The organism is Sneathiella sp., from assembly GCF_036844445.1.
Classification (GTDB): domain Bacteria; phylum Pseudomonadota; class Alphaproteobacteria; order Sneathiellales; family Sneathiellaceae; genus Sneathiella.
Window position 1 is genome coordinate 1 of sequence record NZ_DAIUFV010000008.1, and the last position, 24731, is coordinate 24731.

The following is a 24731-nucleotide window of genomic DNA, read 5'->3' on the forward strand; positions in this document are numbered from 1 at the left end:
TGGTGCCAATGTTTACATGCGGTTTACTGCGATCAAATTTCTCTTTGGCCATTTTCCGTCGTCCCGAAGCAAAAGTTACTCAGCCCAAAACACCGGATAGTCTCTGGTTCCGGTATCAAAATTTCTTGACCGGGTTATTTTAAAGCGCCGGTCAGCGCTTGGAGCGGGTGAAGGGAATCGAACCCTCGTATTCAGCTTGGAAGGCTGCTGCTCTACCATTGAGCTACACCCGCCTTGTTTCGCATCGTCGATGCCAGCTCCGCGACATCTCTTCCGTCATGCAGGTGGTGGAGGGAGTTGGATTTGAACCAACGTAGGCAGTGCCAACGGATTTACAGTCCGTCCCTTTTAACCACTCAGGCATCCCTCCGCACATGCATCACCCCCGGCATCCGCCAAAGGTGACCGGCACTATCGAAAATTCACGCATAAAGTCAACTGAAAAAAGAAAGTTTTTTTGATGATCCCAGCAAATTTTTTCGGCGCGCAAAGAAATGCCGGCTTGTTGCAGCCTGTGAAGCGCAATATAAGCATCCTCATGTCAAGAAGCAAGTCAGCCCCCCCGCGTTTGAAGAAAACAAGATCCCCCTCCGGCGGCCCGGAGCGGCGCGGCGGCGCGCCCGCGCGCGGCGGCAAGGGCGCCGCGGGGCAGGAAAGCTGGCTCTATGGCGATCATGCCACTCTCGCGGCGCTCGCCAATCCGGCGCGAAAGCTCCGCCGCCTCGTTCTCAGCCGCGCCAAGTTCGAGAGCCTGGACGATGATCTGAAGGATCATATCCGCTCGCGCATCGCGCCCGAGTTTTTCGAAAAGGACGCGCTCGCCGCCCTCCTGCCGGACGGCGCCATCCATCAGGGCATCGCGCTTCTCGCCGCACCGCTCGAGGAGCCGGCAATTGAGGATCTACCGGGGCCGGAGACGGACGCGCGCAGCATTGTCGCGGTGCTCGATCAGGTCACCGACCCGCAGAATGTCGGCGCGATCCTGCGCTCGGCCGCGGCGTTCAACATCCACGCCCTGATCGTGCCGGACCGCCATTCGCCGCCGATGACGGGCGTGCTGGCCCGCGCCGCCTCGGGCGCCGTCGAGATTGTCCCGGTCATCCGCGTCGGCAATCTCTCGCGCGCCCTCGATCAGCTCGCCGAACGCGGCTATTGGCGAATCGGGATGGACGGCAAGGCGGAGCAGACGCTCGACGTCGCGAAGCAGGGCTTGCAGAAGATTGCCCTCATCCTCGGCTCCGAGGGCCGCGGGCTGCGCCATCTCACGGCCGAGAAGTGCGACCTGCTGGCGAAACTGCCGATCAGCCCGGCGATCGAGAGCCTCAATGTCTCGAACGCGGCGGCCATCGCCTTCTATGAGCTGGCGCGCTGACCCGCCGGCCGGAGCGAACAGCGCACCGCGTCGTCGCCTTTCCCGCGGGCACGTTTTTTTTACTTGTCGAAACCGGGGAAGCTGACTATTTATCCCCCAGCCTTATGCCGCTATAGCTCAGCTGGTAGAGCAGTTGATTTGTAATCATCAGGTCCCGGGTTCGATCCCTGGTGGCGGCACCATATTTCTCAAGGGCTTATCTCCCCTGTAGGCTTGGATTAGGAGCAGCGGGGTACCAAACGGGGTGCCAAACGCTGCTCCTACCAACGCGATACTTTTCCCTCCCGCGCCGAAATCATGCTTGCCTGCTGGTGGACATGCGTCTTGTCAGGTCAGGGGCCTTCTGACTAAGGCTTTCGTTATTCCATCATCTGGATTCGCGACTGTGGCTCGATCAATTACTATTATCGCGGCCGGGCATGGCTTCCATCTGCCCCGTCGCGCGACGTATCATGCGGGCGATACGCTGCGCCTCCTGCTGTCGCAAGATTGGATGCTGCTCGCCGAGTGCCCTGCGGAGCCGTGAAACGAGTTGCGGCCCCTTCTCGATCATCAGCTCGACCTCTTCCAGTGCCCGGTCGAGACGACTTCCGCGCACGTCACGCGATGCGCAGTCCCGTGCGGCGCGTTCGATCACGCGCAGGATCGATTGCACACGGTCCCTGTCGACCAGCTCTTCCGACCAGGCCCCGCCAAATGAGACATTCGATAGTTGATTTTTTCGTTCAGCCATGAGAACAAATAAGGAACATTTGTCTTCATTTTGCAAGATGGATTTTGCAGCCATGACGCCGATGCGCACCCTTTACGTTGACATGAATGGCTTTTTCGCGAGCGTGGAGCAGCAGATGGATCCCCGGTTGCGCGGAAAGCCGGTCGCGATCACCGCCGTCGAAACCGAATCAGGAGCCTGTGTCGCTGCGAGTTACGAGGCGAAAGCCTTTGGCGTGACGACCGGCACCCGGATCTATGAGGCGCGGCAGCTTTGCCCTGGCATCATCTTCCGCCCGTCCCGCCATCGGCTCTATGTCCGCTTCAACCAGCGGATCGCCGCAGTGATAGACGAGATTGCCGAACTGAAATATGTGCGCTCAATCGATGAATTTCAGGTGGCGCTCGGAGGTACCACGTCGGAGCTTGACGCGGCCTTCGATCTGGCGCGCCGGATCAAGGTGGCGATCCGGGAGCGGGTCGGCAGTGAACTGCGCTGTTCCATCGGCATCGGACCTAACCCTCTGCTTGCCAAGATCGCGGGGAAGCTGGAAAAACCGGACGGCCTGCAATGGCTCGGGCCGGAGAATATGCCAAAAGCGATAGCCGACCTGCAGCTAAATGATTTGCCCGGCATATCACGCGGGATCCGCAACCGGCTGTGGGATGCGCGGATTTACAACACGACCGACCTCTACCGGCTGGACCCGCGTCATGCCCGCATGATCTGGAACTCTGTCGAGGGTGAGCGCTTTGTGAGAGCACTGCAGGGGATGGACATTAAAATCCAGCCGACGGAGCGGAATGGATACGGCAACAGCAAAGTGCTGGCGCCGCAGCATAGGCCTCCGCACAAGGCAAAGTTGGTAGGCCGCTGGCTGGTCGAGAAGGCCGCCGAGCGGATGCGCCGGGATGGCTTTTGCGCCCGGCAATTTTCACTATCTGTTCAGCTGGTCGAGCGCGGCCGATGGGGACGCGGACAGAAAATCACGGCGACGCAGGACACGCGGTTTTTGTTGTCGCTCTATGAAGGGCTGTGGCGAGAGATGCGCCGTCGTTGTAATGGGGACGTTATGTCGATCAATGTGCACCTCGGCGACGTGATCCTGCTGATCCAGCGGAATGGTGATTTGTTTGGGCCGCTCTCGCCAGGCATGCCAAACCGGCCTGAAGCACTGGCGACTGTGATCGATCATATCAACCGCCGCTTCGGCGAGCGCGTGGTCCGGTACGGCATACACCAGGACCACCCAGGCTTTTTTGAGAGGGAGTGATATGATGTGTGTGGCTTCCTCGTTATCACATACAGCCCCACCATATTGTCCGGCTGGGCAAAATGGTGGGATGCTTGGCAGCATATATGGGGCGGTTGCAGAGAGTAGGCCGCAATCCGCATCCAAAAGGGTCTATTTTAAGCTTACGTGTACGACAGGAGATCAGAGACAGATTATCAGGAGTGCGGGGCGGGCCGAAGACGGTGAAACCGAGAACTATGTCTACGCTATAGCCCTCCACACCTCTCCAAAATGAACCTCATATAGGAAAGGGGCAGGTGGAAGCTTGCAAGCCGGTCGGCGACAGGAAATGATGGCTTTTCTTGGCCTACTAAGATAAACTCCGGCGAACCTGATGGGTGCCTACGGGTATCTGGAGCAAACAACAGTACGGCGAGGCCGGATCGAAGAAAGGAGGCGGGCATGTCTACCAAGAAAATTCTCGCGCTCCTCAACTCGTATATCGACGGAGATGAAGACCAACTCCTGTCGATCGCTTTGCAGATCGCCGCACAGGAATCCCGCCTTGGCAGACCCGATGAGGCGGAGAAGCTCAAGCGGCTTGTTCAAAAGGCGCGAGACCAACGTCGTACCGGAAAGCCCGCGGGCGGGCAGACGCCGATTCCACTGGCTCGACCACGAGGCGAGTTGCAGGGTCTCGTCGAGAGCACTTATCCCAAAGTCACGCTGTCGAGCATGGTGCTGTCGGACGACATCGCCAAGCGGCTTGGACGGATTGTTCGCCAGCAGCAGGAACGCGTAACGCTACGCGAGCACGGACAGATACCGGCAACTCATATGTTGCTTGTAGGACCACCCGGCACGGGTAAAACGATGACAGCCTCGGCTCTCGCAGGTGAGTTACATTTGCCACTCTTCACCGTGCGGCTTGAAGCCCTGTTCAGCCGTTTCTTCGGCGAGACCGCGGGCAAGATGCGCCTTCTGTTCGATCAGATCGCACAGACGCGTGGCGTCTATCTGCTCGACGAATTCGATGCGATCGGCGCGCGGCGAGGTGATCCGAACGATGTCGGTGAAATCCGTCGTGTACTGAATTCGGTCCTAGCCTTTATGGAGGAGCCGAATTCGACCGACAGCATCGTGCTGGCAGCAACAAATCATGTCGAGATTTTGGACGAAGCATTAGCACGGCGTTTCGATGAGGTGGTCGAGTACACCCTACCAGATACCGTCTCCGCTCGAGCTATTGTTGAGCGTCGCCTCGGCAAATTCAAGTTCGCCGCTAAAGCATGGACTACGCTTGAAACAGCGCTTGACGGTCTCAGTCAGGGCGAATTGGTTCGAGCAGCTGATGAGGTCGTTAAGGATGCTATTTTGGAGGGGACGTCAAAGGTTTCGCCCGAGGCACTCAAGGATGCGTTGGAGAACCGACAGACATTAAGGAGCAAATTCCGCCGCCAATCCAGGCGTTAGGCAGGCTCCGCCAAGGGATAGGCTGGAACACGAATAAACAAGTAGGAACTTATGGCGGAGCAAAATAATTTCGATACGAGAGACCGTCCGCATATCCCCATCGACGCCTTTCGTGAAACCGAAACTTACAGATTCCCATCACGCAATCAGAAACGCAGACCGCTTCGCGACGACTATGCCGCGCACGCTGCCTATCTTCTTAATCAACTCTCAGCAGCTCTCGGCGATGTGCCGCGACCGGCTGACGATCCTCGGCTGATCGTCGAAGGCCTGAAACCCGGCACGATCGTTGAGATCACGACATTACCGCCTGCCGAGAATTCTCGAACCAAGGCGGTCAAAATTCCAACGGCCTTGGAGTTTCCCACGCAAGACGTGGTGGTGCTTCGCTCGGAACGGAATGACGACCGCACCGAGAGCGCCTTGCTCTTCGTTCCAGACGACGCACGCACATTTCTCCGGGGCCGGATTAGTGATTATGGCCGTGATCCTGGCAACCGGCGACGACCTGATGTCGACCGCTTCGAGGTGGTTGAAGAAGTCCGGGCGGTCGACACTGCATCGCTGTTCACCGGCGACATTGATCTGACTGCCCCAGACATCGTGTGGTGGGAGCTATGGGTCCGCCAGCCCATTGCTCTAGCGGATCGCCTGGTCAAAGCTGCACGCAACGCAAATCTCGACGTTCACGACGACCGCCTGATCTTCCCTGACACGACCGTCCTGTTTCTCCATGGCACTGCGGCAACGGTCGCAGTGTTCGCGATGCGAGTGCCGGGCGCCATATCTGAAATTCGCCGTGCAACGGGAACGATCGAGCCGTTCCTCGATCGCGATGAGACAGGGATCGGCCAGCATGATTGGGTCGCCGAACTGGCACAGCGGGTCACGGCGCCATCGCCCGATGCTCCCGTGGTTTGTACGCTCGATACGGGTGTGGCCGCCGCGCATCCATTGATCGCCCCCGGCCTTCGCGGCGCATGGGCTTATGATGCAACCTGGGGTGTCGATGACCACGAGCCCAACGGCGGTCATGGCACGCCACTGGCCGGGCTCGTTCTCTATGGCGATCTCGAACCGCTGATGAACGATGCGCACCCGGTCACACTGACACATGGTGCGGAATCCATGAAGTTGTTGCCGCCACACGGGTTCCCACCGACCAAGCCACCCAGCTACGGCGTCGTCACGCAAGGCGCCGTCAGCGTGGTCGAGATTGAACAACCGGACGCGCTTCGCAGCTTTTGTATCGCAACCTCCGCAACGGATTTTTCACCAAGTCGCCCCTCGACTTGGAGCGGTGCGCTTGATCAGATCGCCGCCGGAGCGATGCCCGGTGACGTCGATGAGAACGTTCCTGCCGTCGAGCACCCCAAGCGTTTGATGGTCATAGCCACCGGAAATGTATCCGGTGGGATGGCAGTGAACGTCCTGCCGTCGCAGCCGTTGGAGGACCCATCGCAGAGCTGGAACGCCCTTAGTATCGGCGGCTTTACCCGGAAGGAACAGCCGCCAGCACCGCCGCCCATACTGCAGGCCGCCGTACCGGCGAATCATCGCAGCCCGTTCAGCCGCGGCTCGCAATCGCTTCCCGATGACCTAACGCCGATCAAGCCGGAGGTGCTGTTCGAGGCCGGCAACATGATGTCGGACGCCGCCGGCTTCTGCGGCTGGGACCCGTCGGTATCACTTTTGTCGACAGGATCGGATGTGGATGCCGAACCTTTAGTGCCGTTCTGGGCGACCAGCGCAGCCGCCGGGATGGCCGGTCATTTCGTCGGGCGCTTGCAAGCGGCCCGGCCCGATCTTTGGCCTGAAACACATCGCGCGCTTACCGTGGATTCGGCGCATTGGCCCGAGCCGATCCGCAAAAAGTTCATTGATCGGGGCGCGCATTGGAAAACCGGGTCGAAAGCCGAGAAACAGCGGCACCTTCGCGAATTCGGATATGGCGTGCCAGACATCGAACGCGCGATCCTGTCGGCACGCAATGACACCACGCTGGTCGCTCAAGCTGAAATTCAGCCCTTTGCCATCGGTGCCGATGGGCGAACGGGTGTTTTCAACGAGATGCATTTCTACGATCTGCCTTGGCCGAAAACGGCATTGGAGCAGCTCGAAAACGAAATCGTCACGATGAAGGTCACGCTCTCCTATTTCATCGAGCCTAACTTGACCGGCAAGGCAGCCACGCGCCCAGACACCTATCGGTCGTTCGGTCTGCGCTTCGACATGAAGAAGCGTACCGAGACCGACGCCCGCTTCCGCAGCCGGCTTTCAGCAAGTCAGGCAAAGGATGGCACAGGTACGGAAAGCGAGACCAGTTACTGGTTGCTGGGGCCAAAGGCGATCCAGGCCGGCTCCCTGCATTGCGACCTTTGGCGAGGCCGGGCAATCGATCTGGCGGGGCATGACGCCATCGCTATTTATCCGGTCGGAGGATGGTGGAAATCACACGTCGGTCAGAAGCGTGTTACCGACAAAGCGCGGTATGCGCTAGTTATTTCGATTTCGGCCCCAGGCCAAAGTGTCGACCTTCATTCCGAAATCACAACGCAGGTGGAAGCCAAAGATATTGAGGTTTGACCCGACAAAGCGAGCACCTCCAACTTTGTTTCGGCTTACGTAAATAGTTCTTGAATTCATGCGCGGCTTCTAAGCCACTGCGATCAGCGATCCACTACTGATATTAATAGATCGTCGGCCTCTCTCGGGAGGTCGCTTTTTTTATTGACACTCTCGCAACTGATCCCGCTCCCGGCCGTATTCGATGATCAGCCGCTCGAGCGGGGAGCCAGGCGGCAGCGCGTCAAGCGCGTCCGCCGCCTTCGCGAGGAATTCAGGGCTGTATTGCACAATGGGTGGACATACACTGGCGTCAGAAATCGCCTTCGCGCATCCTGCGAGAGACGCCAGCACGATCAGCAGGGCTTTTAGCTGCAGCGCGGCGCTGACGCTTGATCGTCTCGATAGTTTTCCTTGCATTTTCCACCCTCTCCGAATCCCGGCCTGCCGAACGGGCGCCAGCGAGAATTGCGAGCACTGCCGCCACCCCGCCCGCAATGATGATGACATAGCCCCAGATGCCACCGAGGGCGCCCGCGAGTAGCGCGCCGAGGCGCGCCATTACCGCAGACCCTCCCGGCGATCTTGGACGCGCGCATAGACCATCACGCCAATGGAGATCAGCGCCACGCCGAGGAAGACATATTTGAGATATTCGCTATATGGGATCAAAGGCTCGAGCTGGCTTTGCAACTCCATCAGCACGCCACTGCCCGCGACGCCAGCAACGGCCAGTTTTCCGCTTCGCACGGTGCGGGTCTTGCCGATCGGGCGATGCTGCTCAAGCGCCTCATAAGAGTCCGCGGGCGGGTCAGTGTCGACATCGTTGTAGAAGTAATGAAAGCCATCGTTGTAACACGATGCCCGCTTCAGACCCCACTCCGGCATCGGCTTAACGTCGTGCGTATGATAGTGGGTTGCCCGCTTTGTCGGGTCAAACCTCGGCCCACCCGGCTCTTTCGCGACTTCCGCAGCAATCTCGCGGCAGCGCCGGAACCACTTGTCTCGCCCATCCGCCGCAATGATCCGCGCTCGGTTAGTATTTTTCGCAGTAGTGTTCCAGCAGCTGAACTGCCAAGGCTGCAGGCATACACCCGCGATATCGTTCGGCCAGTTTGGCAAGCGGACCCGGTTCATGATGACATTTGCGACCGCGACGGCGCTCTTCTCACTTTGGGCGCCCGCCTCCCCGTAGATGGTCCGCGCCATGATATCGATATGATCCATGTGATCCCCCTCTATTTCCGCTTGAGCGCCAGCATCAAAAGGGCCTCAATACCGCGCGGCCCCATATACGAAATTGCAACAATCGTGGCGAATGCTACCTTGCCGCTGAGCTCAAAATGAGCCGCGACGCCATCGGCGAAAAAGGCGATCCCGAGGGCGATCGGTAGCTCAAAAATAAGATGTAGGGAGAAGAATTTGCGACGATCTCTTTGCGCCTGCTGCGTGTGCCAGACAAGGCGACCGATCAGGGCGGCGCTGATCGTCGAGAGGGCGGAAAGGATCGACTGGACAAGCTCCGGCGGGATATATTTATCCATCATTTCCCTTCGTCCTCCTCGATGCTCTTTTCGCAGTGCTTTCGATCAAAAAGATCAAGGAAGCGACAGAGTAGGCATCCCCAAACGCGCCCCTCGCGCTTGGCCTTTCCTGCCCGAGAAGAAATCGTCTCGTCCGGATCGCCGGCAAGAATAGTGTTCGCAAACTGGCTCAGCGAAACGAACAGACTGAAAAAATACTGCCCCACATTACTCCTCCCCGCCCAGCAGGCTGTTTAGGGCGGAGGAAAGCTCACCACCGAAAGCGCCTGAAATTGAAAACGCCGCGGCCGGATCGGCGGCAGCCGCAACCGCGTCCTCTGCCGCCTTGACCATTCCATCGATCACCGAAACAACGGTCGCCAGCGCCAGCGCCTTCGACTGCTGTATGGCCGCGAGAGCGGCGATAGTCTCACCGAGGCCGCGCGCGGTCGCCTCCGCAGCGATAATCGCCTCGTCTTCCGGCGAGGAAACGCCCGCAAGATAGCGTCGCGCCCGCTCTGCCTTCACGGGCCAAGCGGCGATTTCATAGGGCCCTGCCTCAGCAATTTGTGCCCTGACCGAGTCGGCAATTGCCCTTACTTTCGACACCGCCTGCGCCTGCGCCGCGCTGATCGAGAGCGTGCTTTTGTTGGGTGTGGCGAGCCCAGTTTCGGCATCAAAACTGCCGCCAGGCACATACGACTCGAACGGAGACAGTGAAAACTCCGGATCGACCCGCGCAAAGTCGGCAAGCGCCAGCAAGGCGGCGTCGTCGAGGCCGGACGTCCGGATCGTCGTCACCTCGCCGGTACCGGGATCCGTGTACGGGATAACGGACGGTCGCGGCACCGGTCCGCCGATCGCTTCCCCCGAACTGATTTTCATGTAAAGCGCCATCCCAATTCCCCCTTTAAATCCCGCTCGCCCGGATCGTCGCGGTCAGTTTTTGACCGGCAATCGTGCTGCCGATCTGTGTCACCTTGAACACGAGCACGTCGCCGGCCGCCGCGTCGACATAGGCCGCGCCGCCCGCGAATGTGCCAGCTGTATGTGTGTTGTCAGTGGCGGCAATGCGCGGCTTTGTGCCAAATATTGATGCACCGTTTTTTTCGATGTCGAGGATGGCCGCCGCACCGGTCGGCGCGACTGCGGCATGGGCGAAAAAGCCGTCGATCCGGATCGCCCGAGCAAGGACAACTCGGCCATATTCCTGGACAGCCAAATCTTGACCAGAGCCATCGGACGACACGCCGGCAAGAAAGGCGATGTCCATCGCCCGCCCCTTCTGGATCGCCTGAGCAAGCTGATTATTTTGGCCGTCTTGCGGAATAATCCCCATAGCGGTGAGCGCGTTGAGAATTTCCGCCTGGATGACGTTAAAAAACTTCGCGACAATTCGGCTGCCCTCGATGCCCGTCGTAGGGTTGGCATCAACCCACGGACGGTCCGGATCGTCCTGGTTGCCGTTTGGCGGAGGGATGTACTCCATTATGCGCTCCCTTCGTAAGCAAAAATCAAGGTGGTGTGAGACGGCTTGAGCCGGTTGAGAGTGCACTCGAGGTCTTCGGCGCGCGTGATCTTGCCGAAATAATCGCCGCAGACACTCTCACCGCACCGCGCGAACGTCGTCCGCGGATCGGGGACCGCGACACGCCAGTAAAAAACAACATCCGGCTGCCCGCCGAGGTCTTCTCCGCAGCTCGCTTCGCCGCAAATGCTTGGCCGGAATTCTTCGATCTCGAGGTCGTGATATCCGATGCCCGCCGCCAGGTCGCGGTAGTAGGCAATGCTCTGCCCCCCACGCCGATTCAGCTTTTCGAGAACCGCGTTACGGCGCTCCTGAAGCGTGGTATTGCTGCCTGTGCATGTGTCAGGTAGGCCGCACATTTTCTCCCAATCCGGCAGCAGGTCGAAACTGAACAGCGGGTTGACCTCTGAGACGAGTTTGTTCGCATCCTCATGAACCGCCGCGAATTGTTTTGCCGTCGCGCTCACGATCGCGTAGAGCTTTGATCCGGATTCGGCCAACCATGCCGGACCAGGCGGCAGCAAAGCCCTGATCTGGCGCGCATAGTCCTTGGCGTTAGCTTCCCTCATGACGACACCGAATAAGTGATCTCACCAAGCACCGGGATCTCGCCCGTTCCGAGGAAGAAGTTGTCACCTGGCGACACGATCTGATGCGAACTCTCTCCGCTCGCGATCGAGACCGCCTCCCAGATTTTGGAGACGGCAACAGTTTTTCCCGGTTCCTGATTTCGTAAGATCATATCGGCGAGTTCGGCCTCCACCGCCGCTTTGACCTCAGCTGTCGCAGGCGAAAGATCTTTGATGGTGATGTCGAGCGGGATAGGGATCGGCGCGACGCAATAGACTTCGGCCGTTACTGGTCGGCGGTAAGGGCCATCAATGTGCGCCTTAAGCGCCGCCTCATCAGCGGGGAGCGGAATGCCATCTGGGTAGGTATCATCCATCATAAACCGCACAGTAACCGTGCCGAGGCCCATCTCCTGCGGGAATACCCATGCCCGCGTGACGCCGGGAAAATCGAGAGCCCAGGCGCGATAATCTTGCGACGCTCCGCCGTGTGGCGGCGCTTGAATTCTCTCTTCGATCCGGCTGCGAAAATCGTCGTCCGTCTCGATATCGGCGCCACCTGCAATCCCTTGCGAGCCGGTCTTGCATTGAGTAAAAACACCCGCAACTGTCGATACCAGCGACATAGAGATTGCCGCCCCGGCATTGAACCTTTTGCCATAGTCCGACGCCACGACTGGCAGCTCCGCCGCGCCCGCAGATATTTCCGCGCCTTCGGTCACGACATAGGTCGCGCCGTCGGAACGCTGCACCTGTGTGCCCGCGGGGATGACAGCGCCATCCGCGCCGATAAATTCAACTGTCCCGGCAGCCTTCGTTGCGGCTTTGCGCGTGACGCCCCAGACCCGCCCCCAATTTTCAAGAGAATCAGTTTCCGCAGTACCGACGAACGCCTGCCGCGAAATGAAATCGAGGTAGCCATAAAGGCCATGTGTTTGCCCGGAAATTATTCGGGCCATCACGTTCTCGACCGTGTAGCGGAGAGACGCCTGCGCGGTTCCAAGGGCCGCATTAAAATCGCGGATTGCCCGATCGATCAAGGACTGCAGCGGCGGACGATTGTAGTTAGTTGACCCGGCCAAGCTCTGCCTCCCACGCATAATCGAAAACAAAGCTTTCCTGTCCGCCGTCGATATACACAACAGCCACCTTGATCACGACCCCGTCGAGGCCGACCCGCTCGACATCGATAACGATATCCGAGGCGACGCCGTCGTCGATAAGATGCCTTGTCGCCTCTCGGCAATAATCCGCGGCGCGTTTGCGCGTTTCCGCCGTGTTCTTTTCTCGGCGCAGGAGCCAGAGCCGAGATCCGGTATTCGCGCCAGCAATCGCGGAAAAGCTGTCTCCCCACCAGCCCATGCGATCAGTCGTACCGTCCGGCAGAACGTCGTCCTCGCTCGCTCGCGCCCACGTAAAAAGTGAAATGATGAGATCAGTGCGCAAATCGCTGCCGCCGATCAGGTTGCCATTCTCATGGGCCAGATCGGCAAAAAAGGTTCCCCCACTCCAATTCAACGCCATTTGCCGCATAAGCGGCGATATACGGCATTTGTGCGGCAAATAAAAGCTAAATGCTTGCTATTTTTTGTATATTAAAGCGGAGAAATTCGGAACCAGTCTCGGCCCGTTGTCGCATGGCCGCAGGCGGCTATATTGCCCGCGCGGCAAACGGGCTGCCCACTGATCCGATACCACGCCTCTCCCTCAACCATCGCGGGCGAAGGTGAGTGCGGCGCGTCGCCGTGACTCGCCACACGATCGCCGACCGTGACGATGTTGGCGCCGTCGAGCCGGAAGGCAGGGTTGTTTTCGCCGAGATGAACTCCTCCTGCGGAATCAAGTTTTTGCACAGCCACACCCGGCATCACTTCTGGCTCGCTTCGTAATCGCCGGTGCTGATCCGGTGCTCGCTGCTGGTCTCAGTCAGTGTGCCCTCGGCCGTCAGCGTAATGGAGTGTGAGTTGATGTTGATCGCGGTATCCGCGTCGATGTTGAGGACATCGCATTTAATCGATATCACACGCCCTCGCTTGAGGTGGATCCGGTGTTTCCCTTCGTTGCCGTCCTCGTCGGTATAAATCGCGACTTCACCGTCGACCAAGGGCCGAATACGGTACCGTTTGTCGCCGACACCGAGCGCGATACCATGCCCGCGATCCCCGCTTACAAAGACCGCCAGCACCTCCGCGCCCGGATGCGGCTTGTAGGTGAACCCGTATGGTTGGAAATGCTCCACCGCCTCGGCCGGCTCGCCATGCATAAGGCTGATTTGCAAGCCTTGAGTTTTCAGCCTGTCGTCGACCAGCGTCACATATCCCCTCGCAAGGATATTGGCGAGTCTGCTCTTTACAGGCCTCAGCAGCTCCGCCACGGCACGCTCAAAACTACCTCGTCGCATTCTTCGCAGCCCCCTGAATTGCCTGCCAAAATCCGGATGAGTCGGCGGTATCTGGCACGGTCGGCTCGGTGGCGAAGGCTTCGGGAGGCAGGCAGGAAAGAGTGGTAATTTCCCCCGCTGGACCATACGACCAAGTAACCTCCGAAACGACAAATCGCCCCGAAATCTTCCCGATCTCGTCGTCGATTGAAACCAGCATATTTGGCTGCCAGAGCGCGCCCGAAATTTGCCGCCACCCGTTGACGTCGTACTGCAAGGGGATTGAGCTTCCTATGCGGCGCGCCCGCTCCCAGATCGCCCGCTCTCGGCAAAACGCCTTGTCGGCGGCTTTTTCAGCCATGACGACGAGCGGGAGATATCGCCGGATATTTGGATCTTCGATCGTGGCCGACGGGCCGGCCGAGTCTTCAGCGGTATTAAAATCGGTGCCCACATCCTGACCGACCACCTTGTAGAGGCTGAACCGATCTTCGTCTGTTTGAACCACACTGCCGGATGCGACGTTCGTCGCATTGCCGCGCTGGACCAGTGATTGATCCGCCGTTAGCGCACCTACCCGACCCAACACCAGATTGCCCGCAGCATCGTCATAGGCGAGCAGCCCCCTCATGTTTACCGCGTCGCTGATCGCACCGAATACCGTATCTCCTTGACGCGGCTTAAGCGTGATCGGCTTACCGGTATCGACATCAGCGCGGACAGAAATTCCGAACGGCGCCACCAGTTCCCGCACGATGTCTTCAATCTTTCGCTCATTATACGGCTTGGCGTCGAGAACAGAACACCGCACGATATCGGCCACTCGCGACTTGCCTTCAACAATGATCGATTTGGTCTCGCTGTCATACTCAATCCGCGTTGTTGACACATATCCGGTGAGCACCTTCTCTTTCCCGACAGTCACTTGGCAGACATCGCCGATTTTTATGTCGGGATCGTCGGAGCCCGGCCAGCGCTCCGAGATGGAGAGCCGGAAATCCCCAGCCGCCCGCTCAATGCCGCGCGTGACGGAAGCTGATAGCCATCCGCTAAGTTCGCGACCGTTGACCTTTAGGGCGATATTCATGAGCTTAGAATTTCCAGCTGCGTGTTCGGCGGGAGAAACGACGGGTGCTCGATCTTATTACGATCGACGATCTCCTGATCTCTACTCGCATCGCCCCAGAGTTCGTGCGCGAGAACGAGCGCGGGCTTGCTGTCAAGAAACGACGTCGTCATGACACGGGCGAGATCCCGCGCCCTCTCATTGACGGACGCGAGGACTGTTTCGCTCATCGAACTCAGCGCATTGTACAGCCTATCGTCCCACTGAGCAGGACCGGTAAGTATCTCTTGGTCCACCATCGCAACATAGTCGGTTGCGGCTGCGCTCGCCTCTTGAAAACTGGTGTAATCCGCCGCGGCAACAATTTTCCCATGCTCGGCAAACGCAAGGTTTCGCGCAAGACTTCCCAGCGCCTGGACGCTAGCGATCTCTGCCGCGCGCGTTGACGTGGTCCGGGGAATAGACCCAATGTCCGGGGCGAAACTTGCAACATCTGCCAGAGAAGAGCGATATCCGCCGGCGCCCAGGTCTCGCATCAGGTTTGATATCCGATCGAAAAGGAAGGTTGCGTCTTTCACATTTTGGGGCGCGTTGAGCATGATTTCGTCGCGGATGCTCTGAATGTCACCAAAGGAACGACTCTCCTCGATCAGATCAAGTATCTGAGAGATCGTATCGATGACGCTCTCTGAAACAAAGCCCGGCCGGCCGGCCACGTCATAGTCGCGTTCGAACGATACCTGCGCGGCCGCTGCCAGCCCATCCGCGCTTGATTGCGCGGCAGCCACATCATCTAGTGCAGTCGTCGGATATTCGAGTTCGCCAGCCTCCACAAAAGACATGGAGAACTCAGCCATGCGGCCCTTACTGTTGCTTTCGTGGAGGCTGAAATCCTGACAAACGACCTGCATACGTCCGAGGTATGGGTGCGTAAGTGTGCCGGGCCCTCGCTTCTCAAGCGCATCGATAAGACGGTCACGGCGGGCAGCATAGTCGTCGCCAATTACAAATCCCGAAATTCGGAAGCTCCGCGCCTTTCGCCCGGTATCGTCAAAGAACGGCCGATCGCGATTGGCGTATTCATTCAGCTGCCCACGCCGGCCACCGCTAAAGTCATGCTCCGTGATATCAAAAACAATGCCGCGAAAGTCCGCTGGCAGAAGATTATCGCGCCATCCCGCCATTTACGGCCCCCAAGCGTAGCCAACGCCGACATTGTAATCGAGGCCAGAGCCCTTCTGCTCGTTCGATATCCGCGTCCCGCGCGGCACGCCGTTGAGGTTGACGTCGAGGCGATGATGCGCCCCGTAGGCCCGGCTGCCGGCCGTTATGGTGTCACGGACGGAACTGGATACAGGCGCCGGTTCCGTCCGCTCCCCCTCGCCTCCAATGCCGACCATATCCCGCAACCATTTGGGTAACGCGCTGGCCATAGAGGAAACTTGCCGACTGAGATAGGCACCGAGATCAAAGCCCGTGATGTACTGGATCAGCCCGTCCCATGCGTCGAAGATCAGAGAGAATGGATTAAAGTTCGTCAGCAGCGCGGTGATACCGTCGATAAATCCCGACTTAAACCCGTCCCTTACCGCTGCCCATTTTTCGCTGAAATAGGACGTGATGTTGTCCCAATTATCATAGATCACATAGGCCGCTGCAGCGATGGCCGCGCCTATAGCAGCGATCGCGAGAACAATGGGGTTAGCTGCCACAAATACAAACAGCGCCTTGAACAGACCGGCAATTATTGGGATAGCTGCGACGACAATCCCGGTGAGGGCTTTTAGTGCCACGCCGACCCATCCGAACATACCAATCAGAGCGCCAATGCCGCTCGACATCGCGCCGACGATCAGCAGTATTGGCCCTATGGCCGCCAAAAGCATGGCCGTGACAGAGGCGAACTTGAGGACTGCGGGGCTGATCCCCGACATCCAGTCCATAAGCTCGGTCGCCTTCTGCATAAACTCCGTGAACCAGTCGAGAAGCCCACTGTTGGCAATTTTCAGGAACACCCCCTCCATCGCGCTGGAAAATCTCTCGACGGCGCCCGGAGCGCCCTGCTGCATGATCTCCGCCATTGTACGAGCCCTCCCCTCGACGTCTTGAAGTTGCCGAGCGTATTCCTGCAGGCGTCCGGACTTCGCCTGATTTATGAGCTCCATTGCGCCGGCCATCGGAATTTTACCAAACAGCATTTCAACAGCCTTGAGCTGATGCCCGGCTCCTAGTCCCTTGATGGCGTCGCCGAATTCTTCCAAAATTTCAGCGAAGGGGCGCACATTATTCTGTGCGTCCAGCGTTTTCACACCCAGAGTCTCAAGCATCTTTGACGCATCTGTTGCCGGATTGACCATTTGCAGCATCATGTTTTTCAACGCCGTGCCGGCTTGGGTTCCTTGGATGCCGACATTGCCGAGCAAACCAACCGCCGCAGCGGTCTGCTCCAGCGACATCCCGAACCCGCGCGCGATTGGACCGGCGTGTTTGAACGACTCCGCCATCATCTCCATATCGACGTTGGCGCTCGCCGTCGCGGCCGCGAGAACGTCGGCCACGCGACCGGCTTCAGCGGCTTCGATATTGAATGCGCCCATAATATTTGATGCGATATCCGCCGCTCGACCGAGCTCTGTTTCGCTTGATGCGGCGAGATCAAGCAGTCCGGGCATACCAGCAAGAATTGACTGAGCGTCCCATCCGGCCATTGCAAGGAACGCCATGCCTTCGGCCGCGTCTGAAGCGGAGAACACGGTTTCCGCGCCCAGCTTCTCGGCCTGAGCTCGCAATTTATCCAGCATTTCGCCGGTCTCGCCGGTGCGGGCCTGAACCTTGTTCATGCCAGCTTCAAAGCCGACTGCCGTTTTCAAAATGGCGCCGCCGGCGAGCGCGATCGGGGCGGTGACGCGCATTGACATTGCGCGGCCAGCGGATTCAGCCGCTTTCCCGAAATGCTTCATATTGGCGGCGAGACGACCGATGCCGGGCGATATCTGATCCTGCATGCGGAAGATCGCATAGATGCTATACTTCTGAGCCACTTTTTAGCGCATCCCTTTCAGCATTCTTGATCTGCCGCGCCTTTTCCCACCAAAAGGCGAGCCGCCGTAGTGTCATCCGCTCCATGTCGGACGCGGAGAAATGGAAAACATAGGCTACGCCAGCGATGATATCGCCTATGTCTCCGGATCCGATCCCTCGAAAAAACCGTTCAACCACCCCGCGGCCTTGCTAAGATCGACCGGATGGAGCTTGCGCACCGAGGAAGGCGGGATATCAGCGAGCCGCGAAATATAGGCACCGACAACGCCGAGGTCCGGGCGCATCTTGACCGTTCCACCCCCCGTCTCGATCGACATCGGCGCGCCAAGGTCCATAACGTCGCCGCCCTCGGGCTCGCGCAGTGTGAGAGAGGTGAGCGTCTTGCCGTGAGCCTCGATCGGCCTTTTCAGCTTTTCGATTTTAAACTCGCTCATTCCCAGATGCCTTTCTTCCCTTCAAACCGCGCAGTAAACTCGCCATTGCTGCCTTTGACCTCTCGAGGGCCGCAAAACCAAGCGTTGCTAAGGATGGCGGTTTTGCCGTTTACGAACTCTGCCGTCACGGTCGCATCGACAACCGACGCCATTGTGTCCATGTCAGTGTCGCTCGTCTGGTAGCAGTCGAATTCGATATAAGGAACGATTGGTTTCTCGTTGAAACCTGCGACACCGGAAAGCCCGGCGACGCCTTCCCGCTCGACGTTGTCCATCTGGGCAGTCAACTCACCTGCGATGGTGTACTGCTTCCCGTCGACCTTGAAATACACGGTCCCGGCAATTGGCGTTTTAGCCATCGATCTCTCCCTTTTTTAAGCCTGTGCGTACTGCAGGCGGAATTGTGCCAGAACGGCGAAAATGCGCAGTTGGTTCACAAGATCCGGCGGATAGAGGATGTTGACCCTGTTCGGGTTTGTGATGTCCCTCTCCACCAGGAGGTTTCGCTTGAACTCGGAGGCGTTTTCGACCAGCCCAAGCTCTTCCAGTTCGGCGTATCCGGCGATCAGTTCGGCGCGGATGATATTCGGCGTCACGATGGCCTGTCCGGAGCCGAATGCTGTTCCGTCGTTCGCCAGCTTGTGGCGGCCAAATTTTTGAGTGATACGACGCTTCAGGTAGCGCAATATATAGGACAGCGTCGCCATCGTCTCGACATCGAGATAAGAGTCGTCAGGCTGTCCCCAGGCATTCTCCTGATAGGTCGTGATCACGCGCTGCAGCCGCACATAAGTGCCCTCGACATATGTGGTCGAGACACCGGAATAGAGCAGCGTGTTGGCCTCCGCGCGGGTGAAACGGCTGGTAATTGGCGGCGCCGACACGCCGCGAAGCGGGAGCGTTTGCAGCGGCCGGGCCGGGTCGATCGACAACGACGCGGCGCAAGCGGCCGTTTCCTCGGCGCAAATTTCCCACGGCGGCGTCGGCGTGTCATAGATCCCGAGAACAGAAATATGCGGATCATTGCGTGCCGAACCAAAGGTGTTCAGCTCAGAGACCGTACCGATCTTCGCAGAAAACCCATGCCCGAAGATCTCTCGTCCCGGCGCCCAACGGCCGGTTACACCATCCATAAAATCGCGCCAGGTATTGAGGTTTGCCGCGTCGGTATACGGCATCGCAAAGTAATCATATCCCTCATCGCCAAGGGCGGCGAGGCCCTCCGCGATATCCGGGTTGATGGCGCCGGACGCCATCGGTGTGATGGTCACGGTGATTCCGGCCGGCGTGAATTCTCCACCTGCGAATCCAAGATAGTTCATCCGGATATCGATGCTGTTGCCCAGTTCCCCCTTGTGGCGGGCCGTCAGATCAATCTGCGTAGCATCTTCACTATTGACCTCGGCCGCAACCGGCAGTTCCGCTCCAAATCCCGCAGCCAGTGCAGCCGCAATTTCAGATGCGGTATCCCCTTCGTCCACGCCAACCCGAATACGCTGGTTCGCGACATACAGGTTGATCGTCCCTCCAGCGGTTGCAGGCCCGCCGATAACAATCTTGCCCGTCGCGGCCACGGCCGATGCGTCATCTTCAAGGGGCAGACACCAAAGCTCCGTGTCTGGATCGTTGGCGCGGTAGGCTTCTACCATTCGCGCGATCATCGACCCCTGGCCGAAATACGTCTTGGCCTGATCCGCCGAATTAACGAGGATAGGCTCGCCTGCCGCGGCGATGCCCGCGGACAGCATCTGCCCGATGATCAGGGACTTGTAAGCATCCTGGCCGCTGCCTGCCAGCGAGTTATCGATCTCCGCGTAGAAGAGCGGGACGCGCTGGGTTGCCGAAATGTTGTTAAAGGAAATAGCCATCGTCAGTTACTCTCCATCTTTGCCATTTCGGCGTCGCGATCAGCGGCGCGTACGGTTGTCCCTGTAAGGGCCGACAGGACTTTGCAGTCCGGCCGCCCGCTTTTGGTGAGGTGCTTGTCGTCGTTTGCTTGCAGACAGACGTCGATCGCTTCGGCGAGCGTCATACGGTCAGGGGCCCGCCCCTCGAGAACGTCACCGTGACGCAAAAGACGCAGCCAGTAGAACGTCAAGCGAACATGCTTTCCCGAGGCAGGCAAGAATTCGCCGGTCGCTTCGTCGCGGACCTGAACCGGCATGCCGTCGACAATCTTTTTGGGGTTCGGCCTCAAAAACTTCACAGTCATTCCGCCCTCTCTATTCCAGTTCGAGTTCCAGTTCCGCCTCAATCACACCATCAGGGCCCGTCTCGGCGATGTTCGCGTCATGCGGGTTGATCGCGTCGATCTGCACCCCAGCAGTCGCAAAATGATCGGGCACTACCGGCCAGAACGCATTACTGTACACAAGACCCAACTGGATCGACGCAATAGCGACTGCCACCTCACCGCCGGGACGCTGCGTAATGCGCGTGTTGTATGACGCTACGCGCTCGAACTCGGCCAAAAACGCCGGTGAGTGCAAAAGCGCGGTCTCGATCTGCTCGCAGATTGCGTCGAGCTTCACCCCCCAACCTTCAGTGGCGGCAACCGCTACATCAATTTGCAGGGTGATTTCTGATTTAAAAATGGGTGCGCGGCTCTCACTCACGTTGTCTCCGCTTTCATCGAGCGTGTAAACGCAGATCGCGGGACAGTCGCCCTCCGGCATGTCGTCGATGCGATCCTTAGACACATTCTCGCCGGCATCGGTATTTGCAGCGAGCAGCCTCGCGACCACGTCATTCCTCAACCGGAGACGCTCAAGCATTGCCAGCCCTCCGCATTATTAGTGTCGTTTGCGCCTCGCCATCCGGCTCGACCGCGACAACGACATATGCGATATCGCGAACCGTCACTGTATCGCCATGACGTGGCGTAAAGCCGGCCGCTACCGTATCAGAGACCCTGACAGTGACAGCAGGCTTCACTGTCTCGACGCCAACCTCGCCGTCGCCCTCAATAACAACATGATCGAGATCGAAGATGACGTTCAGAGGCACTGGCGAATGATTCAGCGGCGTGTAAAGAGCCCCTTCCCCAAAGGTCTCCTGACACGCTGCCGCCAAATCATCCGCCAGCCTCGAAAACGACATCTCGCCTCCTTATTAGGCTTTGGTGCCCTTGATGAGAGACTTCGGACGCGTGCAGATTGCCAGCGGGTTGCTCTGGACCTCTGCTTCCCAGAACTTATCCCTCGGATCACGAAAAGGCAGAACATAACGCGGCAGGCCGAGCGTGTTCGCAAATTCGAACGTATCTGCCGGTGCGTAGTAAATGTCGAACAGGCCGGGAACGTTTCTTGCAAAGAAACGGCACTCATCCGTTCCAATTTCAGCCACACCATCATCATCGCCTTGATAGTTGATGAAGGTGACACCGCCATACTTGAAGGTCTCATAGGCGAGGTTCTGATCCATCAGCTGCTGCGCTGCCTGCCAGTTCTTGTAAGGCGCACGCGTTTCCGCGTTGCCGATGAGCGCGTCGAAGAAATTATCGCCACAAAGAGCATAAATAGACATTGCCGACGTTGACATGCCGCCGAGAGCCTTTTTCATGGACCGCTTTACGCCCATGCACTTCTTCTGGATTACAGCAGAATCGGCATTTTCCTGCGTGATTGCCGCAAAGCCAAAGCTGACCGCACTCGGCGCGGTGACACCAAATTCAGTGTAATAATTATAGATCGTCGAATCGTCCGCATCGACGAGGATGCCTTTGATCGCGGCCAGCATCATGCGCTCTTCCGTCAGGTCCATTTCCTGGGTCTTCTGGGCAATTCGCTGATTGACGAGCGTTTCCATCGCCTCCAATTCGGAGAGAGAGCCGAATGCACGGACACCCTGAATTTCGTCAGCGCGAAGGCGCGCGGCGCGCGACAGGTGAGGAATGTTGAAATTCCGCATCTTGCGAGACGCGTTTTCGCTGTTTGTCGGGGGAGAACCGCGCTCGGACGTCGGAACGACAGTCAGCGTGCCGTGGTTCTCCTCGATCGCGACGTGTGTCGTCATCACTCCTTGCGCCCTGAACAGGCCCATATCTCGCAGGAGAGAGGGCGCAAAAGGAGCGTGATTGATCGCCGCCGTCAGCTCAAACATGCTGAAGGCGTCGTCGTTGAAAATATCCATTCCGGCCATGTGTAACCCCCCTTACCGTACAATGATGCCGGCGGCTTCAAGCTCGCCGATGGCTGTTACCTTCTCGCCGGCGTCGATGTCGTCGGGCCAGATGAGATTGATCGCGTTGACCTCAGCGTCGCGGACGATCGCGAGGCTCCTGGCATCCGCGGAAGTCGCGTCCGCATCGCGATAGAGAACCCCGGCCGCTACTTCGCTGCCATCCTCTCCATCTTGGTCAAGCGCAACATATTTTCCTGTTGCAGTGACGACCGCCAGGACCGTACCCGTTTCCAAAGCGCCCGCGCCGCTAGCGAGTGTGATTTGCTCGCGGCTGCGGTAGCCTGATGCCTCGGAGATGAGGAATTCAGACTCGCGCGGCCCCATTTCAAGATTTGCCATAGTTTGCCCCCTGACCGTTGATCCGCTGATAGATGCCGTTAATGTCCAGTTTTGCCGCCTGCCGCTTTCCACCATCCGGCGAATGCACGTTCGAGATCGACTCGTTGGCGTTCTGGCTACGCCGGTCGACCAGCGCGGTGCGTACATCCTGCGGGTCTAGACCACGAGCGATGAAGTCTCGGGCGGTACGAATGTCGGCACCCGCGAGATCACAAATTTCGAGGATTTCGGACGCATGATTGATAACAGTACGCTGAGATGCATTCTCCGCCGGCGCGTCACCCTGCTGCGCCTCCTGTGAGGCTCCCTCCGGATTGCTCCCCGCCGCGATAGCAGGATCCTCCACCTTGTCGTCGGCCTGCCGACTCTGAATTTTATCTGCCATGTCGTCTCCAATACGCACGATTTTGCAGGGCAACTCAGCCTTATGGTCATGGGAGCGGACCCCTGCGCCCGCGTCCGCACCAATTGGTACAAAGGAAATTTCAAGAGGCTCCCAGTCGGTAGCCCGCAGCACACGTTTTTCCGCTTCACGCCGCTCAACAAACTCGTGGACCGCATAGCCAACAGAAATATGGCGGATGAAGCCGCCGACGATGCGTCGCCAGTTCTTTTCGCCCTCGTCGGTTGTGGTATCGATGAGGAGGGTCGCCATCGCCTGCCCCTTTTCAATCCACGCGCGCTGAACAACGCCGATGACTGATTCAAGCGACCAGGAATGATGGCTGTCGAGGACCGAGGCGAAGTTATTCATTCGCCCCATTCTGACGGCCTTGTCGGAGACCTCGAGCTCTTCATAGAAGAATGAGTCTCGCTCCCAGTCGTACCGCCGCACCTCAGCGCCGGTGCTCCACACAACGTCGACCGTGTGCTCGCCCTCACGGATCGAGTCCGGCAAAATCGTCGCCGCCCGCTGCTGGACTGGAAGAGCAATATTCTGTTGCGCCATCAAAATTCCCTCACGGAACATTTCCGGCGATATAACAGATTAAAATCTGTACCGCAATAATAACGCATAAAATAATTTCATGCGGTATTCAGTTGGTAATATATTGATTTATAACAAAAAAAATAGCGCAAAGAACATTGTCTCTGCGCTATTCAGTAGGCTCGCGTTGGACCGCTTTGGGAGGTTGCTGTCTACAACCGCGATATCTCATGTTTAATCATAGGTTGCAAGTTCAATTCGAAATGATCACTTCTCCGACCTTTTTAGAGCCCCCTTTTGCAATCGTGTAGGTGGTCTCAACTGTCTCAATGTCGAAGCCAGAGAAGATCGACCGCACCTCGGGAAGGTCATTTAGAGACAGGATAAAACGGCCTTTAATACCTCCTAAAATCTCTGCTAAACACTCGAAATCATTTCTGTGAAACACGTCCTTGCCGTAGTCACTCTCACAACCATAGTAAGGCGGGTCGAGATAGAAGAGCGTGTCCTGCCGGTCGTATTTGGGGATGAACTGTTCATAACTCATGCATTCGATCACGACGCCGGAAAGCCTGCTGTGCAGGTCATCGAGCATTGGGCCCAGCTTATTGATATCAAACCGGCCGGGATAGCCCACGGCCACGCCGAAATTCTTGCCCGAGACCTTGCCGCCGAACGCTGTGCGCTGCAGGTAAAGGAAGCGGGCGGCGCGCTCGAGATCGGTCAGGGTTGCGGGGTCGGTCATGACCAGGCGTTCGAACTCTTTGCGCGAGGTGATCTGGAAGCGCATCATCTCCATAAACGCGGCGTAGTGTCGCTGCAGGATGCGAAAGAAAGTCGTCACATCGCGGCTGTAATCATTGATCACCTCGGCCTTGGGCTGGCGGGTGCGGCGGAGGAAGACACCGCCCATGCCGACAAATGGCTCGGCATAGGTGGCATGCGGGATCTGGTCGATCCTCTTGATGATGGTTTTCGCCAGGTTGCGTTTTCCGCCGATATAGGGAGCCACCGGCAGGGTGGGGGTTACCTCATTAACGTTTTGCAAATCTATCTCATTTAAACAGGCCCGACCGCGCAAGCGGCGGCGGGGCGGCTTATGTCGTGGGTAGTGCTCGCTACCCGGTTCCGGTGTTGGTAGCACCGTCACCCCCGCCTTATTTAAAGCGGGTCGCATCGAGCGGGTTGTACCGCTCCCCATTCAGGCTGTCGGGATCGGCAATGGCGATATTGCTTTGGCTGTCTGTGCCGACCGGCTCCTGATATCGGATCACATCACCGGCGTGCGGCTGCCCTTCCTGCTCGAATTCGACGGGGCGGCCGACCAGCTCGTGGGCGTATCCGAATTTCTCGTTTTTGACGTCATGTAGGCTCATTTAAGGGC

30 protein-coding genes and 3 tRNA genes are annotated in these 24731 nt (G+C 58.2%); 5 read left to right on the forward strand and 28 right to left on the reverse strand.

Features of this window, described 5'->3' with window-relative positions; genetic code table 11:
* Positions 1 to 159 precede the first annotated feature (159 nt).
* Together V7Z56_RS14060 and V7Z56_RS14065 are read right to left on the reverse strand one after the other, a co-directional pair.
* Positions 160 to 233: transfer RNA gene (locus V7Z56_RS14060), tRNA-Gly, on the reverse strand.
* Positions 234 to 285: 52 nt separating this feature from the next.
* A tRNA-Tyr gene (locus tag V7Z56_RS14065) sits at positions 286 to 370 on the reverse strand.
* A gap of 198 nt (positions 371 to 568) precedes the next feature.
* Between V7Z56_RS14065 and rlmB the strand changes: the two genes are divergently transcribed.
* Complete coding sequence (rlmB, locus tag V7Z56_RS14070; protein WP_334130146.1) at positions 569 to 1372, forward strand: 23S rRNA (guanosine(2251)-2'-O)-methyltransferase RlmB; 804 nt, start codon at positions 569 to 571, stop codon at positions 1370 to 1372.
* A 106-nt stretch (positions 1373 to 1478) separates the two neighbouring features.
* Positions 1479 to 1554, forward strand: a tRNA-Thr gene (locus V7Z56_RS14075).
* Between the two features lie 212 nt (positions 1555 to 1766).
* Here V7Z56_RS14075 and V7Z56_RS14080 read toward each other — a convergent pair.
* Positions 1767 to 2159, reverse strand: coding sequence for a hypothetical protein (locus V7Z56_RS14080; protein WP_334130147.1), 393 nt, complete (start codon positions 2157 to 2159; stop codon positions 1767 to 1769).
* Between V7Z56_RS14080 and V7Z56_RS14085 the strand changes: the two genes are divergently transcribed.
* The 3 genes from V7Z56_RS14085 (at position 2158) to V7Z56_RS14095 (ending at position 7377) form a co-directional block, all read left to right on the forward strand.
* Entirely contained in the window at positions 2158 to 3357 is a 1200-nt protein-coding gene (locus tag V7Z56_RS14085) for a Y-family DNA polymerase (protein WP_334130148.1), read from the forward strand. The genes V7Z56_RS14080 and V7Z56_RS14085 overlap by 2 nt on opposite strands.
* Positions 3358 to 3780: 423 nt before the next feature.
* Entirely contained in the window at positions 3781 to 4791 is a 1011-nt protein-coding gene (locus tag V7Z56_RS14090; RefSeq protein ID WP_334130149.1) for an AAA family ATPase, read from the forward strand.
* A gap of 51 nt (positions 4792 to 4842) precedes the next feature.
* Positions 4843 to 7377 (forward strand): S8 family peptidase, encoded by a 2535-nt coding sequence (locus V7Z56_RS14095; protein ID WP_334130150.1) that lies wholly within the window; start codon positions 4843 to 4845, stop codon positions 7375 to 7377.
* A 141-nt stretch (positions 7378 to 7518) separates the two neighbouring features.
* Here the strand turns inward: V7Z56_RS14095 and V7Z56_RS14100 are convergent, their stop codons facing one another.
* The 25 genes from V7Z56_RS14100 to V7Z56_RS14215 form a co-directional block, all read right to left on the reverse strand.
* The gene (locus V7Z56_RS14100) at positions 7519 to 7776 is read right to left on the reverse strand and encodes a hypothetical protein (RefSeq protein WP_334130151.1); all 258 of its coding nucleotides are present in this window, start codon (positions 7774 to 7776) and stop codon (positions 7519 to 7521) included.
* Positions 7777 to 7917: 141 nt separating this feature from the next.
* Positions 7918 to 8583 carry a cell wall hydrolase gene (locus V7Z56_RS14105; RefSeq protein WP_334130152.1) on the reverse strand — a complete coding sequence of 222 codons (666 nt, stop codon included), beginning with the start codon at positions 8581 to 8583 and terminating at the stop codon, positions 7918 to 7920.
* Positions 8584 to 8594: 11 nt separating this feature from the next.
* The gene (locus V7Z56_RS14110; RefSeq protein WP_334130153.1) at positions 8595 to 8903 is read right to left on the reverse strand and encodes a phage holin family protein; all 309 of its coding nucleotides are present in this window, start codon (positions 8901 to 8903) and stop codon (positions 8595 to 8597) included.
* The gene (locus V7Z56_RS14115) at positions 8900 to 9106 is read right to left on the reverse strand and encodes a hypothetical protein (RefSeq protein WP_334130154.1); all 207 of its coding nucleotides are present in this window, start codon (positions 9104 to 9106) and stop codon (positions 8900 to 8902) included. The genes V7Z56_RS14110 and V7Z56_RS14115 overlap by 4 nt, the downstream gene beginning before the upstream one ends.
* Before the next feature lies 1 nt (position 9107).
* Positions 9108 to 9776 (reverse strand): hypothetical protein, encoded by a 669-nt coding sequence (locus V7Z56_RS14120; protein WP_334130155.1) that lies wholly within the window; start codon positions 9774 to 9776, stop codon positions 9108 to 9110.
* Positions 9777 to 9789: 13 nt separating this feature from the next.
* Entirely contained in the window at positions 9790 to 10368 is a 579-nt protein-coding gene (locus V7Z56_RS14125) for a hypothetical protein (RefSeq protein ID WP_334130156.1), read from the reverse strand.
* A complete protein-coding gene (locus V7Z56_RS14130) occupies positions 10368 to 10976 on the reverse strand; it encodes a YmfQ family protein (protein WP_334130157.1) in 609 nt (202 codons plus the stop codon). Before V7Z56_RS14130 ends, V7Z56_RS14125 begins: the two co-directional genes overlap by 1 nt.
* The gene (locus V7Z56_RS14135; protein ID WP_334130158.1) at positions 10973 to 12088 is read right to left on the reverse strand and encodes a baseplate J/gp47 family protein; all 1116 of its coding nucleotides are present in this window, start codon (positions 12086 to 12088) and stop codon (positions 10973 to 10975) included. Before V7Z56_RS14135 ends, V7Z56_RS14130 begins: the two co-directional genes overlap by 4 nt.
* Positions 12042 to 12500: a phage GP46 family protein gene (locus V7Z56_RS14140; RefSeq protein WP_334130159.1), complete on the reverse strand. Its 459-nt coding sequence runs from the start codon at positions 12498 to 12500 to the stop codon at positions 12042 to 12044. Before V7Z56_RS14140 ends, V7Z56_RS14135 begins: the two co-directional genes overlap by 47 nt.
* A gap of 343 nt (positions 12501 to 12843) precedes the next feature.
* Entirely contained in the window at positions 12844 to 13350 is a 507-nt protein-coding gene (locus V7Z56_RS14145; RefSeq protein WP_334130161.1) for a phage baseplate assembly protein V, read from the reverse strand.
* Between the two features lie 13 nt (positions 13351 to 13363).
* Positions 13364 to 14443 (reverse strand): phage baseplate assembly protein, encoded by a 1080-nt coding sequence (locus V7Z56_RS14150; RefSeq protein ID WP_334130162.1) that lies wholly within the window; start codon positions 14441 to 14443, stop codon positions 13364 to 13366.
* Complete coding sequence (locus V7Z56_RS14155) at positions 14440 to 15606, reverse strand: DNA circularization protein (protein ID WP_334130163.1); 1167 nt, start codon at positions 15604 to 15606, stop codon at positions 14440 to 14442. Before V7Z56_RS14155 ends, V7Z56_RS14150 begins: the two co-directional genes overlap by 4 nt.
* Positions 15607 to 17463 (reverse strand): phage tail tape measure protein, encoded by a 1857-nt coding sequence (locus V7Z56_RS14160; protein WP_334130164.1) that lies wholly within the window; start codon positions 17461 to 17463, stop codon positions 15607 to 15609.
* Positions 17447 to 17641, reverse strand: coding sequence for a GpE family phage tail protein (locus V7Z56_RS15730; protein ID WP_443023821.1), 195 nt, complete (start codon positions 17639 to 17641; stop codon positions 17447 to 17449). The genes V7Z56_RS14160 and V7Z56_RS15730 overlap by 17 nt, the downstream gene beginning before the upstream one ends.
* Positions 17599 to 17898, reverse strand: coding sequence for a phage tail assembly protein (locus tag V7Z56_RS14165; RefSeq protein WP_334130165.1), 300 nt, complete (start codon positions 17896 to 17898; stop codon positions 17599 to 17601). The genes V7Z56_RS15730 and V7Z56_RS14165 overlap by 43 nt, the downstream gene beginning before the upstream one ends.
* Complete coding sequence (locus V7Z56_RS14170) at positions 17895 to 18257, reverse strand: phage tail tube protein (protein ID WP_334130166.1); 363 nt, start codon at positions 18255 to 18257, stop codon at positions 17895 to 17897. Before V7Z56_RS14170 ends, V7Z56_RS14165 begins: the two co-directional genes overlap by 4 nt.
* A gap of 15 nt (positions 18258 to 18272) precedes the next feature.
* Positions 18273 to 19766, reverse strand: coding sequence for a phage tail sheath subtilisin-like domain-containing protein (locus tag V7Z56_RS14175; RefSeq protein WP_334130167.1), 1494 nt, complete (start codon positions 19764 to 19766; stop codon positions 18273 to 18275).
* Between the two features lie 2 nt (positions 19767 to 19768).
* Positions 19769 to 20110 (reverse strand): DUF2635 domain-containing protein, encoded by a 342-nt coding sequence (locus V7Z56_RS14180; protein ID WP_334130168.1) that lies wholly within the window; start codon positions 20108 to 20110, stop codon positions 19769 to 19771.
* A gap of 10 nt (positions 20111 to 20120) precedes the next feature.
* A complete protein-coding gene (locus V7Z56_RS14185) occupies positions 20121 to 20672 on the reverse strand; it encodes a hypothetical protein (RefSeq protein ID WP_334130169.1) in 552 nt (183 codons plus the stop codon).
* Entirely contained in the window at positions 20665 to 20997 is a 333-nt protein-coding gene (locus tag V7Z56_RS14190; RefSeq protein ID WP_334130170.1) for a head-tail joining protein, read from the reverse strand. The genes V7Z56_RS14185 and V7Z56_RS14190 overlap by 8 nt, the downstream gene beginning before the upstream one ends.
* Before the next feature lie 12 nt (positions 20998 to 21009).
* Positions 21010 to 22038: a major capsid protein gene (locus V7Z56_RS14195; protein WP_334130171.1), complete on the reverse strand. Its 1029-nt coding sequence runs from the start codon at positions 22036 to 22038 to the stop codon at positions 21010 to 21012.
* A 12-nt stretch (positions 22039 to 22050) separates the two neighbouring features.
* Entirely contained in the window at positions 22051 to 22419 is a 369-nt protein-coding gene (locus V7Z56_RS14200; RefSeq protein ID WP_334130172.1) for a head decoration protein, read from the reverse strand.
* Positions 22406 to 23368 (reverse strand): hypothetical protein, encoded by a 963-nt coding sequence (locus tag V7Z56_RS14205; RefSeq protein WP_334130173.1) that lies wholly within the window; start codon positions 23366 to 23368, stop codon positions 22406 to 22408. Before V7Z56_RS14205 ends, V7Z56_RS14200 begins: the two co-directional genes overlap by 14 nt.
* A gap of 232 nt (positions 23369 to 23600) precedes the next feature.
* Positions 23601 to 24395, reverse strand: a complete 795-nt coding sequence (locus V7Z56_RS14210; RefSeq protein WP_334130174.1) for a DNA adenine methylase — start codon at positions 24393 to 24395, stop codon at positions 23601 to 23603.
* A gap of 109 nt (positions 24396 to 24504) precedes the next feature.
* Positions 24505 to 24723 (reverse strand): hypothetical protein, encoded by a 219-nt coding sequence (locus tag V7Z56_RS14215; RefSeq protein WP_334130175.1) that lies wholly within the window; start codon positions 24721 to 24723, stop codon positions 24505 to 24507.
* Between the last annotated feature and the right edge of the window lie 8 nt (positions 24724 to 24731).

Coding starts and splice junctions, on each gene's coding strand:
- V7Z56_RS14125 (WP_334130156.1), bottom strand. CDS start 10,368: ATGGAGTACATCCCTCCGCCAAACGGCAACCAGGACGATCCGGACCGT.
- V7Z56_RS14100 (WP_334130151.1), bottom strand. CDS start 7,776: ATGCAAGGAAAACTATCGAGACGATCAAGCGTCAGCGCCGCGCTGCAG.
- V7Z56_RS14195 (WP_334130171.1), bottom strand. CDS start 22,038: ATGGCCGGAATGGATATTTTCAACGACGACGCCTTCAGCATGTTTGAG.
- V7Z56_RS14150 (WP_334130162.1), bottom strand. CDS start 14,443: ATGAATATCGCCCTAAAGGTCAACGGTCGCGAACTTAGCGGATGGCTA.
- V7Z56_RS14110 (WP_334130153.1), bottom strand. CDS start 8,903: ATGATGGATAAATATATCCCGCCGGAGCTTGTCCAGTCGATCCTTTCC.
- V7Z56_RS14170 (WP_334130166.1), bottom strand. CDS start 18,257: ATGGCTAAAACGCCAATTGCCGGGACCGTGTATTTCAAGGTCGACGGG.
- V7Z56_RS14095 (WP_334130150.1), top strand. CDS start 4,843: ATGGCGGAGCAAAATAATTTCGATACGAGAGACCGTCCGCATATCCCC.
- V7Z56_RS14085 (WP_334130148.1), top strand. CDS start 2,158: ATGACGCCGATGCGCACCCTTTACGTTGACATGAATGGCTTTTTCGCG.
- V7Z56_RS14105 (WP_334130152.1), bottom strand. CDS start 8,583: ATGGATCATATCGATATCATGGCGCGGACCATCTACGGGGAGGCGGGC.
- V7Z56_RS14165 (WP_334130165.1), bottom strand. CDS start 17,898: ATGAGCGAGTTTAAAATCGAAAAGCTGAAAAGGCCGATCGAGGCTCAC.
- V7Z56_RS14185 (WP_334130169.1), bottom strand. CDS start 20,672: ATGCTTGAGCGTCTCCGGTTGAGGAATGACGTGGTCGCGAGGCTGCTC.
- V7Z56_RS14140 (WP_334130159.1), bottom strand. CDS start 12,500: ATGGCGTTGAATTGGAGTGGGGGAACCTTTTTTGCCGATCTGGCCCAT.
- V7Z56_RS14120 (WP_334130155.1), bottom strand. CDS start 9,776: ATGGCGCTTTACATGAAAATCAGTTCGGGGGAAGCGATCGGCGGACCG.
- V7Z56_RS14090 (WP_334130149.1), top strand. CDS start 3,781: ATGTCTACCAAGAAAATTCTCGCGCTCCTCAACTCGTATATCGACGGA.
- V7Z56_RS14180 (WP_334130168.1), bottom strand. CDS start 20,110: ATGACTGTGAAGTTTTTGAGGCCGAACCCCAAAAAGATTGTCGACGGC.
- V7Z56_RS14130 (WP_334130157.1), bottom strand. CDS start 10,976: ATGAGGGAAGCTAACGCCAAGGACTATGCGCGCCAGATCAGGGCTTTG.
- V7Z56_RS14200 (WP_334130172.1), bottom strand. CDS start 22,419: ATGGCAAATCTTGAAATGGGGCCGCGCGAGTCTGAATTCCTCATCTCC.
- V7Z56_RS14155 (WP_334130163.1), bottom strand. CDS start 15,606: ATGGCGGGATGGCGCGATAATCTTCTGCCAGCGGACTTTCGCGGCATT.
- V7Z56_RS14080 (WP_334130147.1), bottom strand. CDS start 2,159: ATGGCTGCAAAATCCATCTTGCAAAATGAAGACAAATGTTCCTTATTT.
- V7Z56_RS14175 (WP_334130167.1), bottom strand. CDS start 19,766: ATGGCTATTTCCTTTAACAACATTTCGGCAACCCAGCGCGTCCCGCTC.
- V7Z56_RS14190 (WP_334130170.1), bottom strand. CDS start 20,997: ATGTCGTTTTCGAGGCTGGCGGATGATTTGGCGGCAGCGTGTCAGGAG.
- V7Z56_RS14215 (WP_334130175.1), bottom strand. CDS start 24,723: ATGAGCCTACATGACGTCAAAAACGAGAAATTCGGATACGCCCACGAG.
- V7Z56_RS14205 (WP_334130173.1), bottom strand. CDS start 23,368: ATGGCGCAACAGAATATTGCTCTTCCAGTCCAGCAGCGGGCGGCGACG.